The sequence below is a fragment of the Paraburkholderia sp. BL23I1N1 genome (assembly GCF_003610295.1).
GTDB lineage: Bacteria > Pseudomonadota > Gammaproteobacteria > Burkholderiales > Burkholderiaceae > Paraburkholderia.
In genome coordinates, this window is sequence record NZ_RAPV01000001.1 from 2,127,025 (window position 1) to 2,140,267 (window position 13,243).

13 protein-coding genes and 1 pseudogene are annotated in these 13,243 nt (G+C 63.6%); 8 read left to right on the forward strand and 6 right to left on the reverse strand.

What is annotated here, in order from left to right:
* The first annotated feature begins 129 nt into the window (after positions 1-129).
* Together B0G76_RS10080 and B0G76_RS10085 are read left to right on the forward strand one after the other, a co-directional pair.
* On the forward strand, positions 130-2,214 hold the full coding sequence (locus B0G76_RS10080; RefSeq protein ID WP_120291764.1) for a 3-hydroxyacyl-CoA dehydrogenase NAD-binding domain-containing protein: 2,085 nt from the start codon (positions 130-132) through the stop codon (positions 2,212-2,214).
* Positions 2,215-2,371: 157 nt separating this feature from the next.
* Positions 2,372-3,550, forward strand: a complete 1,179-nt coding sequence (locus B0G76_RS10085; protein ID WP_120291766.1) for an acetyl-CoA C-acyltransferase — start codon at positions 2,372-2,374, stop codon at positions 3,548-3,550.
* Positions 3,551-3,717: 167 nt separating this feature from the next.
* On the opposite strand, the gene B0G76_RS10090 is transcribed toward B0G76_RS10085, so the two are convergent.
* Together B0G76_RS10090 and B0G76_RS10095 are read right to left on the reverse strand one after the other, a co-directional pair.
* Positions 3,718-4,233, reverse strand: a complete 516-nt coding sequence (locus B0G76_RS10090; protein WP_120296283.1) for an LEA type 2 family protein — start codon at positions 4,231-4,233, stop codon at positions 3,718-3,720.
* Between the two features lie 67 nt (positions 4,234-4,300).
* Entirely contained in the window at positions 4,301-4,687 is a 387-nt protein-coding gene (locus tag B0G76_RS10095) for a hypothetical protein (protein ID WP_259460535.1), read from the reverse strand.
* Positions 4,688-4,865: 178 nt separating this feature from the next.
* Between B0G76_RS10095 and B0G76_RS10100 the strand changes: the two genes are divergently transcribed.
* The 6 genes from B0G76_RS10100 to B0G76_RS10125 all read left to right on the forward strand — a co-directional run bounded on the left by B0G76_RS10100 (position 4,866) and on the right by B0G76_RS10125 (position 10,479).
* Positions 4,866-6,485, forward strand: coding sequence for a PLP-dependent aminotransferase family protein (locus tag B0G76_RS10100; protein ID WP_259460536.1), 1,620 nt, complete (start codon positions 4,866-4,868; stop codon positions 6,483-6,485).
* A gap of 56 nt (positions 6,486-6,541) precedes the next feature.
* Positions 6,542-6,844, forward strand: a complete 303-nt coding sequence (locus tag B0G76_RS10105; protein WP_120291768.1) for a Dabb family protein — start codon at positions 6,542-6,544, stop codon at positions 6,842-6,844.
* Between the two features lie 8 nt (positions 6,845-6,852).
* The gene (locus B0G76_RS10110) at positions 6,853-7,338 is read left to right on the forward strand and encodes a PaaI family thioesterase (protein ID WP_120291770.1); all 486 of its coding nucleotides are present in this window, start codon (positions 6,853-6,855) and stop codon (positions 7,336-7,338) included.
* 118 nt (positions 7,339-7,456) lie between these two features.
* Positions 7,457-8,455, forward strand: coding sequence for an NADP-dependent oxidoreductase (locus tag B0G76_RS10115; protein ID WP_120296286.1), 999 nt, complete (start codon positions 7,457-7,459; stop codon positions 8,453-8,455).
* Between the two features lie 92 nt (positions 8,456-8,547).
* The gene (locus B0G76_RS10120; protein ID WP_120291772.1) at positions 8,548-9,456 is read left to right on the forward strand and encodes an SDR family oxidoreductase; all 909 of its coding nucleotides are present in this window, start codon (positions 8,548-8,550) and stop codon (positions 9,454-9,456) included.
* A gap of 63 nt (positions 9,457-9,519) precedes the next feature.
* Entirely contained in the window at positions 9,520-10,479 is a 960-nt protein-coding gene (locus B0G76_RS10125; protein WP_120291774.1) for an alpha/beta hydrolase, read from the forward strand.
* 20 nt (positions 10,480-10,499) lie between these two features.
* Here B0G76_RS10125 and B0G76_RS10130 read toward each other — a convergent pair whose 3' ends face one another.
* The 4 genes and pseudogenes from B0G76_RS10130 to B0G76_RS10145 all read right to left on the reverse strand — a co-directional run bounded on the left by B0G76_RS10130 (position 10,500) and on the right by B0G76_RS10145 (position 13,225).
* A complete protein-coding gene (locus B0G76_RS10130; RefSeq protein ID WP_120291775.1) occupies positions 10,500-11,369 on the reverse strand; it encodes an NRDE family protein in 870 nt (289 codons plus the stop codon).
* 27 nt (positions 11,370-11,396) lie between these two features.
* A pseudogene (locus tag B0G76_RS10135) lies at positions 11,397-11,821 on the reverse strand (PIN domain-containing protein).
* The gene (locus tag B0G76_RS10140) at positions 11,814-12,041 is read right to left on the reverse strand and encodes an AbrB/MazE/SpoVT family DNA-binding domain-containing protein (protein ID WP_120291779.1); all 228 of its coding nucleotides are present in this window, start codon (positions 12,039-12,041) and stop codon (positions 11,814-11,816) included. The pseudogene B0G76_RS10135 and the gene B0G76_RS10140 overlap by 8 nt, the downstream one beginning before the upstream one ends.
* 86 nt (positions 12,042-12,127) lie before the next feature.
* Positions 12,128-13,225 carry a folate-binding protein YgfZ gene (locus B0G76_RS10145; protein ID WP_120291781.1) on the reverse strand — a complete coding sequence of 366 codons (1,098 nt, stop codon included), beginning with the start codon at positions 13,223-13,225 and terminating at the stop codon, positions 12,128-12,130.
* Positions 13,226-13,243: the final 18 nt, after the last annotated feature.

Consider the following 13,243-nt stretch of genomic DNA (forward strand, 5'->3'; position numbering starts at 1 on the left):
CGAGCGTGCTTTTTTGTGTATTCTGCCTGCTGACCCCGGGAAATCGGAGCTAAAGTCGGACAATGAGCCGACTCGATCAACCGGACGGGCGGCGCGTCATGCGCCGCCTCATCGCACGGAGGCAGGCAGATGGCAGTGGACTACACAACTCATGACGGCGTGGCCGTCATCACGCTGAACAATCCCCCGGTAAACGGTCTCGGCCTCTCGACGCGAGCCGGTATCGTCGAAGGAATCGAGCGCGCGCAGAACGATCCGGCCATCAAGGCGATCGTGCTGACGGGCGCCGGCAAAGCCTTCTCGGGCGGCGCCGATATCACCGAATTCAACACGCCGAAGGCCACCCAGGAGCCGACGCTCGCCACGGTCATCAAGACCGTCGAGGGGAGCGCCAAGCCGGTTGTCGCCGCGATTCATAGCGTTGCCATGGGCGGCGGTCTCGAACTGGCGCTCGGTGCGCATTACCGCATCGCCGCACCCGGCGCGCAGATAGCGCTGCCGGAAGTGAAGCTCGGCATCCTGCCGGGCGCGGGCGGCACGCAGCGTCTACCGCGTGCAATCGGCCTCGAAGCCGCCCTCAACATGATTGTTTCCGGTGCGCCGGTGATGTCGGAGAAGCTGGCCGATTCGGGCCTGTTCGACGAAGTCGTTGACGGCGATCTCACCGAAGCGGCGCTCGCGTTCGCCCGCAAGGTCGGCGCTAAAACGGGCCCGCATCCGAAGGTGCGTGACCGCAAGATCGAGCATCCGAATGCCGCTGGTTTCATCCAGTTCGCGCGCAATAGTGTCGCGGCAGTCGCGAAGAACTTTCCGGCGCCGCAGAAGTGCATCGACGCGGTGGAAGCGGGCGTGCAGAACGGTTTCGACAAGGGCCTCGCGTTCGAACGCGAATGCTTCATTTCGCTCGTGCAAACGCCGGAAAGCCATGCGTTGCGTCACGCGTTCTTCGGCGAACGCGCTGCGAGCAAGATTCCCGACGTGCCTTCCGATACGCCGGTGCGCGACATCAAGCAGGTGGCCGTGATCGGTGCCGGCACGATGGGCGGCGGCATCGCGATGAACTTCATCAACGCGGGCATTCCGGTCACGCTGCTGGAAACAAAACAGGAAGCGCTGGATCGTGGCGTCGCGACGATCCGCAAGAACTACGAAGCAACGGTCAAGAAAGGCAAGCTCAAGCCCGAAGCGCTCGAACAGCGCATGGCTTTGATCACGCCGACGCTCGCTTACGACGACCTGAAAAACGCCGACATGATCGTCGAAGCGGTGTTCGAAGAACTCGGCGTCAAGGAGCAGGTGTTCAAGCGTCTCGACGAAGTCGCGAAGCCGGGCGCGATCCTGGCCTCGAACACGTCGACGCTGGATGTCGACAAGATCGCGGCTTTCACGAAGCGTCCGCAGGACGTGGTCGGCATGCACTTCTTCAGCCCGGCCAACGTGATGAAACTGCTTGAAGTCGTGCGCGGCAAGGACACGGCGAAAGACGTACTCGCCACCGTCATGAAGCTCGCGAAGAAGATCAAGAAGACCGCGGTGGTCTCGGGCGTGTGCGACGGTTTCATCGGCAACCGGATGATCGAGCAGTACATCCGTCAGGCGCTATTCATGCTCGAAGAAGGCGCGTTGCCCGCTCAAGTGGACAAGGGCATCGAAAAATTCGGTTTCGCGATGGGCCCGTTCCGCATGAGCGACCTGGCCGGTAACGACATCGGCTGGGCGATCCGCAAGCGCCGCTATCAGGAACATCCTGACATGCACTACTCGAAGATCGCCGACCGTCTGTGCGAGACGGGGCGCTTCGGCCAGAAGACCGGTGGCGGCTGGTACGACTACAAGGCGGGTGACCGTACGGCGTATCCGTCGACAGTGGTCGACGAGATGATTGCCGCGTTCTCGAAGGAAACCAACGCCGAGCGCCGCAAGATCAGCGACGAGGAAATCGTCGAGCGCCTTGTGTTCGCGCTCGTGAACGAAGGCGCGAAGATTCTCGAGGAAGGCATTGCGTCGAAGGCGTCGGACATCGACATGGTTTATCTGACCGGCTACGGCTTTCCGCTCTATCGCGGTGGCCCGATGCTGTATGCGGATACGGTCGGCCTCTACAACGTCGAGCGCGCGATTCGCCGCTATGCGTCGCGGCCGAATGGCGATGCGTGGCAATTGGCGCCGAGCATCGCGGAACTTGCGGCGAAGGGCCGTGGGTTCAACGGTTGAATCGCCGCCACTTGGGTGAAGTGAGCGAAATGAATGAAGTGGGGCGCCTGAGCGATTCGCCGGCGTGCCCACCATCAACATCTGGAAGGACCAGCCAACTGGCATGGGACCCGAGTAAGCACTAAAGCGCCAACTGGGGTCGACACAGGAGAGATGCATGACTGACGCCGTAATCGTATCGACCGCCCGTACGGGCCTTGCCAAATCATGGCGCGGCGGTTTCAACATGACGCACGGCGCGACGCTTGGCGGGCATGTGACGCAGGCCGCTGTCGAGCGCGCGAAGGTGGACCCGGCGCGTATCGAAGACGTGATCATGGGCTGTGCGAATCCGGAAGGCGCGACGGGCGCCAACATCGCGCGCCAGATCGCACTGCGCGCCGGTTTGCCGGTCAGCGTACCGGGCATGACGGTGAACCGCTTCTGTTCGTCCGGTTTGCAGACCATCGCACTGGCTGCGCAACGCGTGATTGCCGGTGAGGGCGACGTGTTCGTCGCGGGTGGCGTGGAATCGATCTCGTGCGTGCAGAATGAGATGAACCGCCACATGATGGCCGAAGGCTGGCTTAGCAAGAACAAGCCGGAAATCTACTGGTCGATGCTGCAGACCGCCGAGACTGTCGCGAAGCGCTATTCGATCTCGAAGGAACGTCAAGACGAATACGGCGTGCGCTCGCAACAGCGTGCGGCGGCCGCACTCGAAGCTGGCAAGTTCAAGGACGAGATCGTGCCGCTGACGGTGCTGGCCGGCGTCGCCGACAAAGCGACCGGGCGTCTCTACACGAAAGAAGTGACGGTTAGCGCCGACGAAGGCATTCGTGCCGACACGACGCTCGAAGGCGTGTCGAAGATTCGCACCGCGATGCCGGGCGGCGTGGTCACCGCAGGCAACGCGAGCCAGTTCTCGGACGGTGCGTCGGCGTGCGTCGTGATGAACGCGAAGGTTGCGGAGCGCGAAGGTCTGCAACCGCTCGGCATTTTCCGCGGCTTTGCGGTGGCCGGTTGCGAGCCGGACGAGATGGGCATCGGCCCGGTATTTGCGGTGCCGAAGCTGCTCAAGCAGGCGGGACTGAAGGTCGAGGATATCGATCTGTGGGAGCTGAACGAAGCGTTCGCGGTGCAGGTGCTGTATTGCGCCGACAAGCTCGGCATTGCGCACGACCGCCTGAACGTGAACGGCGGCGCGATTGCGGTGGGCCATCCGTATGGTGTGTCCGGCGCGCGTTTGACCGGCCATGCGCTGATCGAAGGCAAGCGGCGCGGAGCGAAACTGGTCGTCGTGACGATGTGTATCGGCGGCGGCCAGGGCGCGGCGGGCTTGTTCGAAGTGGTTTGATCAGGCGCGAGAGCGGGCCTGAATAGGAGCGGGTGTCGTGTGGTTCGGTGCGATGTGACGTGCAGGCATTGAATCCGCGACACCCGTTTCTAATTTGCGTGACTCCGGCTTGCATGGGTGGCCTGCATGAATCACCCGCATCGGATGGCGATGCAGACCGGGTCGTATCAGGGCAAAGCCATGCCGAGCCCCGGCAAGCTTAGTGTGCCTTGATCGACGAAGCGTGTCGTGCTTGTCAGGCCGCCGGCGAGCTTGCCGCGCAGAATGTACGGAATCTGTCCCGACTGCGCGCCGCCCGCTTGCACGGCGCCCGCGAATGCGAAAGCCTGGCGAACCGCGGCGAAGGCGGGCACCGTCAGCGGGACATTGACGACTGTTTCGCCGAAGCGCGGCACGGTGCCGCTCTGATCGCTAACGCCGCTGGCGAACGGCTTTCCGTTCAGTTCGAGAGCGAGCGACACGCCGTCGAAGTTGACCGCGGATTCATTGGGATTCTGTACACGCAGTTTGACGTTGAAACGCATTTCCAGACCCTGACCGTCGATTGGCTCGATGCCGGCCACGTTCACGCGCAAAGGGTCGCCGCCGAACAGACCGGCGCAGCCGTTGAGCGTCAGCGTGACGACGGCGAGGGTCGCGAACCGGGTGGGACGGCGGGACAGCAGTGCGCGAAAGAAGGACATGACCGGCACCTCGAAGGAAGCGGGTTGCATGCATTGTAGCGGGCGGTTCCGTGGCAGTAGAGACGTTTTAAGTGGCGCGCCGCAGCCGCGTTTTGACGAGGCTCGTCAGATCGCGCACGGCCTGGCTGATGAAACCGTGTCGTTCGTTTTCGGCCCGGCATGGCTGGACGATGAACACGGCAGATTGCGCATGCGCTGCGCTGATCGACACAACGCCGCGCTGTGCTGTGACATAGCATTCGCCTTCGGGCAGTGTGACTGACGTGACCGGGACGGTGTCGCCGAGCCACGCCAGAGAATGATCGCGGAAGTGGAGTCGCAGATCGCCTTCGACGGCCACGATCGAGGTTCGTGCACGCAGATCGTGTGCGGCCGTCTGACCGGCCGCAACGTGCGAGGTGGTGGTATCGCGAGGCGAACCGGTACGAGGTTGAGCGATGGGCACGATGGGCATGACCGTTTCCTTTAAACCGTTTTCATGCCACACAGCTTATTGACTTCGTCTACGTGAAAACAGGCGCAACAAAGGACAATGTGAACCGGTACAACGTGGTGTTTGAGCATGCTGTATCGGTTGGAATCAAGCCGATGTGTATCTGTCGCTACGTCCGAACTATCCGCACCATCGGATCATGAACGCTACGATCCTTACGCCAGATGAACCGCTTGTGGACCGCGCGGAAGTGCCGCCTGTGGCCGGGACGCCGGTCAGCCTGTCGCCGCCAACGCCGGCCATGGGCCTGCGCCCGGACCGTGTATCGCCGATTGGCGTCCCCACGGATGGCCACCCCCCGGATGGCCGGCGCACGGATGGCCGCCCCCTCTACCGACAACTAGCCGACCAATACCGCCGTGCCATCGACAACGGCGTGCTGCGTCCCGGCGACCGCATGCCGTCGATGCGCGCGTTCATGCAGCGGCACGGCGTCAGCCTCGCGACGGCTACCGAGAGCTATCGCACCCTGGAACGCGACGCGTTGATCGACGCCAGGCCACGCGCCGGTTACTTCGTGCGCGCCCGGCAGACGGCTACGTTGCCGGCCGCAACCGAACCCGACCTCGCGGCCGCGCCCGGCGCCGCGCAATTCGTCGGCATCCATTCGACAATCTCGGCAATCGTGTCGAAATTCCAGCGCTATCCGGACGCCCTGAATCTCGGCGGCGCGACCGCATCGCCCGATCTTTATCCCACCGAGGCCTTGCAGAAGGCCGCGCTGCGCGCGTTGCGCCGACGGCCGACCTTGCTGACCGCGGCCGGACCCGATCAGGGCGACCCCGAACTGCGCGCGATCATTGCGCGTCGCGCGCTCGACGCCGGCATCCAGATCGGCGCGGACGATGTGATCATGACCCACGGCGGCATCGAAGCCGTCAACCTGGCCTTGCGTGCCGTCACGCAGCCGGGCGACACGGTGGCAGTGGAATCGCCGTGCTTCTTCGGTTTGCTGCAGGCGCTCGAAAGTCTCGGCCTGCGGGCGCTCGAAATCCCGGCCAGCCCGACCACGGGCATCGCCATCGAGGCGCTGGCATTCGCGCTGCAAACGCATCCCGACATCAAGGCCGTGGTGGTGGTGCCAAATCTGCAGAACCCGCTCGGCAGTGTCATGCCGGACGCACACAAGGCGCGGCTCGTCGAACTGTGCGCGCGAGCCGGTATTCCGTTGATCGAAGACGACCCCTACCGCGAACTCGCCGACTCCGCTCAGCCGCCCAGATCGTTGAAGGCCTGGGACGCCGACGGCACAGTGATCCATTGCACGTCGTTCAACAAAACGCTTGCGCCCGGCATGCGGGTCGGCTGGATCAACGGCGGACGCTGGCATCCGCGCATCGGCATGCTGAAGTTCGCGCAGTCGCGCCATAACGAGCAGTTGTCGCAAGTCGTGCTCGCCGAATTTCTGGAAACGAATGCGTATGAACGGCATCTGCGGCGTTTGCGCGACCGTCTGCGGATTCAGCGCGAACGAATGGCCACGGCGATCGCCGCATCGTTTCCGGACGGAACACGCTTCACGCCACCGGGCGGCGGCATGTTCTTCTGGATGGAGCTGCCGCGCGACGTGTCGTCGTCGGCGTTTTTCGATGCGGCTTTGAGTGAAGGCATCCGTGTGATGCCGGGTACGGTGTTTTCGAACGCGGGGCGCTTCGATCATTTCATTCGTCTGAGTTGTCCGAGTACGGATCTCGATCAGGCCGACGAAGCGGTGCGCAGGTTAGGGCGCCTGGCGGCACGGATGGTGGCGCATGCGTGAACGCCATAGCAGTTATGATTTCTTGTTGCGCTCAACGAATCGAACAAGGTGATCCCGTGATCCGTCATATTGTGATGTGGAAGCTTAAAGAACACGCAGAAGGTGCCTCGCGTGATGAAAACGCCCTGAAGCTGAAGGCGAAACTCGAAGGCTGCCGCGACATCGTTCCCGGCATGCTCAAGTTCGACGTCGGCATCGCGGCGTCGGGACTCGAATCGACCTACCACGTCGTGCTGGTTTCGGACTTCGCCGACAAAGCCGCGCTCGACGCCTACCAGGTCCATCCGACGCACACGGCGCTGAAGGGCTTCGTCGGTGCGGTGCGCGAATCGCGTGAATGTGTCGACTACGAAATCTGAAATCAGCCATGACCGATTCACGCTCATCTAAAACGGGCAGCGCGTCGTTGCCCGAAAGCCCCTTCGTCGACCGGCTCGGCGCGCAACTCGTGTCGGTTGGCGACGGCGCCAGCGAAATCGTGTTGCCGCTTCGGCCCGATCACATGAACACGTGGGATGTCGCGCATGGCGGAGTGACCATGACGCTCGCCGACGTCGCGCTTGCGATGGCCGCGCGCAGTCTGGCCGGCGACGGCATCGGCGTGGTCACTGTCGAGATGAAGGTCAACTTTATGCAGCCCGGCCGCGGTGAATTGCGCGCCACCGGCCGCGTGCTGCACCGCTCGACCACCATGGCCTATTGCGAAGGCGAGATCCGCGATAGCGAAGGCCACTTCGTTGCCAAGGCGCTCGGCACCTTCAAATATATGCGGCGTCTCGCCGTGGGTCGCGACGTGACGCAACAGCGTCTGCGCAGCGATCCTTCGGCGAAACCCGGTCCAAGCGACGGCTAATCGCATGATGGATGGCGCGCATTGAGCACCGCGCGCGCCGATCCCGTTGTTGCAGACACCGTTACCGTTCGTTCGAATTACTCGCCGATTACATCGGTAACCCATGGAGACGATCGTCATGCCCCAGATCAACCGTCAACTCGTGCTGGCTTCGCGTCCGCAAGGCGCTGTTACGCCGGACAACTTCAGGCTCGTCGAAACCCCGCTTGCGCCGCTTGCCGACGGCGAGTTCCGTGTGCGCAATCACTTTTTGTCGCTCGATCCGTACATGCGCGGCCGCATGAACGACAGCAAGTCGTATGCGGCGCCACAGCCGCTGAACGAAGTGATGATCGGCGGCACGGTGGGCGAAGTGGTGGAGTCGAAGAATCCGAAATTCGCGGTGGGCGACAAGGTCGTCGCGATGTTCGGCTGGCAGGAGTACGGCGTCTCGAACGGTGCGGGCGTGCAGAAAGTCGACGATACGCACGTGCCGCTGTCGGCCTATCTTGGCCCGGTCGGCATGCCCGGCGTGACGGCCTGGTATGGCCTGAACCGGATCATTGCGCCGGAAGCGGGCGAGACGGTGGTGGTCAGCGCTGCGAGTGGAGCCGTGGGCGGGGTGGTTGGGCAACTGGCCAAGCTGGCCGGCGCGCGTGCAGTCGGTATCGCGGGTGGGGCGGAAAAGTGCCGCTACGTGGTCGAGACGCTCGGCTTTGACGCCTGCGTCGACTACAAGGCCGGCAATCTGTATCAGGAGCTCAAAGCGGTGACGCCGGACGGTGTCGACGGCTACTTCGAGAACGTCGGCGGCGAAGTGCTCGACGTGACGCTCGCGCGGATGAACGCATTCGGCCGCATCGCGTTGTGCGGATTTATCGCGGGCTACGACGGTCAGCCGCTGCCGCTCAAGCACCCGTCGCTGATGCTCACGCAACGGCTGCTGGTGCAGGGCTTTATCGTCAGCGAGCACATGGACGTGTGGCCCGAAGCGCTCAAACAACTCGGCACGCTGGTCGCGCAGAAGAAGCTGCACTATCGCGAGACCATCGCAGAAGGGCTCGATGCGGCGCCCGAGGCGTTTATGGGTCTCCTGAAGGGCAAGAACTTCGGCAAGCAGCTCGTCAAACTGATCTGAGCGCGGTGGCGATCGGCACGAGCCCGCTTGGTCCGTGCCGATGGCCGTCTGTCTGCCAATAAACCTGAGCCGATAAACCCAGGAGAGAAACGATGTTTGAATTCGCAGGCAAGGTGGCGGTGATCACCGGGGCGGCAAGCGGTTTCGGCCGGGCGTTCGCGGAGAAGGGCGCGTCGCTCGGCATGAAGCTCGTGCTAGCTGACGTGAATCCCCAAGCACTCGCGCAAACCGTCGACGCATTGCGCGCCGGCGGCGCCGAGGCAATCGGCGTGCCGACGGACGTGTCCGATGCCGCGCAGGTGGAAGCGCTCGCGCAAGCGGCACTCGACGCTTTCGGCAAGGTGCATCTTCTGTTCAACAACGCGGGCGTAGGCTCCGGCGGCTTCCTTTGGGAAAGCTCGGCGAACGACTGGGCGTGGGTGTTCAACGTCAACGTGATGGGCGTCGCGCACGGTGTGCGCGCCTTCACGCCAATCATGCTGCGGCAGAACGAACCCGCGCATATCGTCAACACGGCTTCGGTGGCGGGCTTGCTGTCGCCGCCCGCGATGGGCATCTATAACGCCTCGAAGCACGCCGTCGTGTCGCTCACCGAGACGCTCTATCACGACCTGCAACTCGCGCAGGCGGGCAAACCGGCACTAACGGAACAATCGGCGAATGGTGGCGAGGTCGGCTGTTCGCTGTTGTGCCCGGCCTTCGTGCCGACCGGCATCGCCGACGCGGAACGCGCGCGGCCCGCGGAACTGCGCAACGATTGCGGACCGACCCGCTCGCAGATCGCCGCCGGCAAGCAACTGCAACGCGCGGTGCAATCGGGCAAGCTGACGGCGACCGACGTCGCCGATATCACGTTCGAAGCGATCGCGGCTCGGCGGTTTTACATCATCACGCATCCGGGCATCATGGCGACGGTGAAGCTGCGCCACGAGGATATCGAGCAGTTGCGCAACCCGACCGATCCGATGTCGCTGAAGCCCGAAGTGAAGAACGCGAGTTAGGCGCGCGCGGTAGCCATTTTCTGACCCACTAATCTTCGGCGACCACACGCCATCCGACGCCCAATGCCGCTGAATCCGAAGATCGAGCAGGTGCTCGACATGATCGCGCGCGCGAAGCGCCCGCAACTTCATGAGTTGACTCCGCAACAGGCACGCGCGTCTTACGAAAAAAGCGCGCCAATTCTGGAGATCGCGAGCGCGCCCATGTTCTCGGTCGAGGACCAGCGCGTGCCGACGCGCGACGGCGCGACGATTCGCGCACGTCTTTATCAGCCTGTCGAGCCGAGCTGGGCCGAGCCCGCGCCGGCGCTGGTGTACTACCACGGCGGCGGTTTCACGGTCGGCAGTGTCGATACGCACGATGCGTTGTGCCGGATGTTCGCGCGCGACGGGAAGTGCACGGTGTTGTCGGTCGATTACCGGCTCGCCCCCGAGTACAAATTTCCCACCGCCGCTGAAGACGCATTCGATGCGTTGACCTGGCTGCACACGCATGCCGCGGAATACGGCGTCGACGCCGGGCGGCTGGCCGTCGGCGGCGATAGCGCGGGCGGCACGCTGGCAACGGTGTGCGCAGTTCAGGCACGCGACGTCGACATAAAGCTCGTGCTGCAATTGTTGATCTATCCGGGCGCCACGGGCCATCAGCAAACCGATTCGCACTCGCGCCTTGCCGACGGCTTCCTGCTGTCGGGCGACACGATTCAATGGTTCTTCGAACAATACGTGCGCGATAAGGGCGACCGCGACGACTGGCGTTTCGCACCGCTCGACGGTACGCGCGGCGCGCCCGATTTCAGCGGGCTCGCGCCGGCGTGGATCGCGACCGCTGAATACGATCCTTTAAGCGACGAGGGCGATGCGTACGCGGAAAAATTGCGCGCGGCGGGCAATCGGGTCACCCTGAAACGCTACGCAGGCATGATTCACGAGTTCTTCAAGATGGGCGGCTTCGTGCCTGACGTCGCGCAGGCGCATGCGGATGCCGCCGCGGCATTGCGGGCGGCGTTTGGCGTTGAGTAGTTACCGCCGTTCGCAGCGCGTCAGGCCATCTCGCGTTCAACGTTGAACGCAAAGCTTCGCTCAAAGTCACCGGGCCGCACGATCCGGTGCGAGCCATTGTCGTCGCTGCGCTCGGCGGCCGCCACGCTGATGATCTCGCCATGCGCGACCACGCGCACCGCGGTCGTGCCGCGTGTGCCGTACTCCGGCGTTTCGATAAACGCCGCCGACAGCGCCCGCTCCCGTTCGAGCGGAATGCCGGTGGACGGCAATTCGCCATCACGTGCGAGGTGCGGATCGCGCATCAGATCGATCAGGCGTTCGAGCGGCGGCATTGCATCGCGCGTAAGCATGGCGCCCAGTTCCGCGCGCTTTTTGACCAGCTTCGGCCAGGCGGTATCGAGCAGCGCGTTCGAAATCCCGTGCGTGCCGGGTGCGAGCAGCGTGGGCGCGGTGTTCGACCGGTTGCAATACCAGCCCAGCTCGCGGCGCGTCCAGTCGCCGACGAGCAGATTGAAGCCGTTGTAGATGTCGCCGGTTCGCGCGACGTGTTGCAGGTAGTCTAGCGGCGTTTCGTGCCGGCTGCTGCCTGAGTTGTTGCCTGAGCCATTGTCCGCGCCGCTTGCGGAACCACTGAGCCAGTCGCTCACGAGCGTGCCGCGGGTCGGCGCATCGGCGCGCATTTCATGCGGTGCGCGGTAATTGGTCAGCGCGGCAAAGCGGCCGTCGCGCGACATGCCGAGCCACGTGCCGCCGCCCAGCAGATCGCGGCCGGCCAGCACGGTCGGCGCGTCATGCCACCAGCTGATCGGCTCGGCAGTGCGACGGAAGAATTCGTCGCGATTCGCGGCAAGTGTGAAGAGCGGTCCGTCGACCGCGTCGGGTCGCCAGTCGAAGACGATCAGGCACATCGGGTGGATGTCTCCCGGTGGGGGCGGTTAGAGTGCAGGCACCGACCGGGCCGCGAATGGATTGCGGATCTTACCTGCCGCTCGATCACCAGGCCGTCCTGCATATCTTCGGAATAGAGCGTCTCGCATCCAGCAACCAGCGCCGCGGCCACGATCATCGCGTCGTATATGCTCAGACCGTAACGTTCGGCAACCAGCCTGCCGCGCTCGTGGATTTCAACCGTCAGCGGGTCGGTACGGCATAGCGAGCGGATGAGCGTGAGCACCTCGTTAACATCAGGCCACGACATACTGAGCTTTCTCCGCGCTACGTTCGCTATTTCGTTGAGTACCTGTACGCTGATACGCCCTCCGGCGCGGATTGTCGCTTCGGCGCGGTCGGCCTTTGCAGCATCCGCCGATAGCAGGTAGAGCAATACGTTGCTGTCGATAAATGCCTTCACTTCACTCATTTGCATCGTTCCGATCGAACGTGAAGTCGGCGGGGAGCTTGCCGCGAAAATCGCGCAAACGCGCGAGGAAATCTTCGCGGCCAGGTTTCTTCTTCAACTCGAAAACGCGAGCGCTAGCGACAACTACTTCAATATCGTCACCTTCGTGCAATTCGAGCGCGTCGACCACCGCAGCAGGTAGCCGGATCGCAAGACTATTACCCCACTTGGAGACCACCATAATGCCCTCTCAGGGAATGATATACGCGAGTGAAAGTATATCAATTTCTGGCCGCAAGATGATGTTTTTGTGGAGCCGCGGTGTGTTTAAACCTCGGTCGGCAACCCATACGGCAACGCCAGGAATGTCAGCGCCGGACCGTCCGCCGCGCCCAGATGCACCGTGCCGCCTTCGAGCGCCGCCAGCTTGATCTCCACCAGCACATCGACGCCACCTTCAGGCGCCGACGCCGCATTCACCACCATGCCGCACGGCTGGCCCGGATCGGCCGAGTGGAACAGTTCGGCGCCTGCCTTGACGGCCTCCAGTTCCCCCGTCACGTTGGCAAGCGAGGTGCGCCGCTTGATCGTGCCGCGATACTGGCTGCGCGCCACCACTTCCTGACCCGGATAGCAGCCTTTGCGGAAATTGACCGCGCCGAGCACGTCGAAATTGACCATTTGCGGCACGAATTGCTCGACTACAGGTTGCGTGATGCGCGGCTCGCCCGCGCGAATGTCGAGCCAGTCCCATACCGCCGGCGACACGCGCTTGAGCTTGTCATCGAGTAAGGGCAGGCGCGCTTCGATCGAGGCCTTCGGGCCGATCCACAGATAGCGCAGCCGATCGAGCGCGTCGGGAACACGAATCAGCGAACCGGCCGTGCCGTCCACCTGTACATGCACGCCGTCGGGCAGCGCATCGAACACGCCGGAAAGCGCTTTGCGCACATCGCCCGCGAGGCCCACCACCGCCAGTTCGCCGCTCGCGTCCACGAGTTTGGCCTTGGCGCGCAGGACGAACATGGACAGCCGCTTCTGCACGGCGGCCTGAAGGTCTTTCGACACCAGCAGGCGGATCGTCTCGCCCGTGCGCCACGTCAGCATCGACGCCAGCAGCCGGCCCTTGGCCGAGCAGTAGCCCGCAAGGCGCGCATTGGCGGCGTCGAGATGCTGCGTGTCGTTGGTCAACTGGCCGTGCAGGAAGCTCGCCGCGTCGTCGCCAGTCGCGTCGATCACGCCGAACTGCGTGAGCGGCATGTAGGCGCCTTGCCGGATAACAGCGTCGAATTCGTCAGCGGCAGGGCGCGGCAGCGTAGGCAGTCCGACGGGCGCGGAGGCCTGCGCCGTGGCCGGGCCTGCGGAAGAAGTCACGTTGGGCGTCACTGAAGGCGTGCCTGAAGCGGTAGCGAGCGGTGTGTTCATGGATTCCGAGAACAGTCA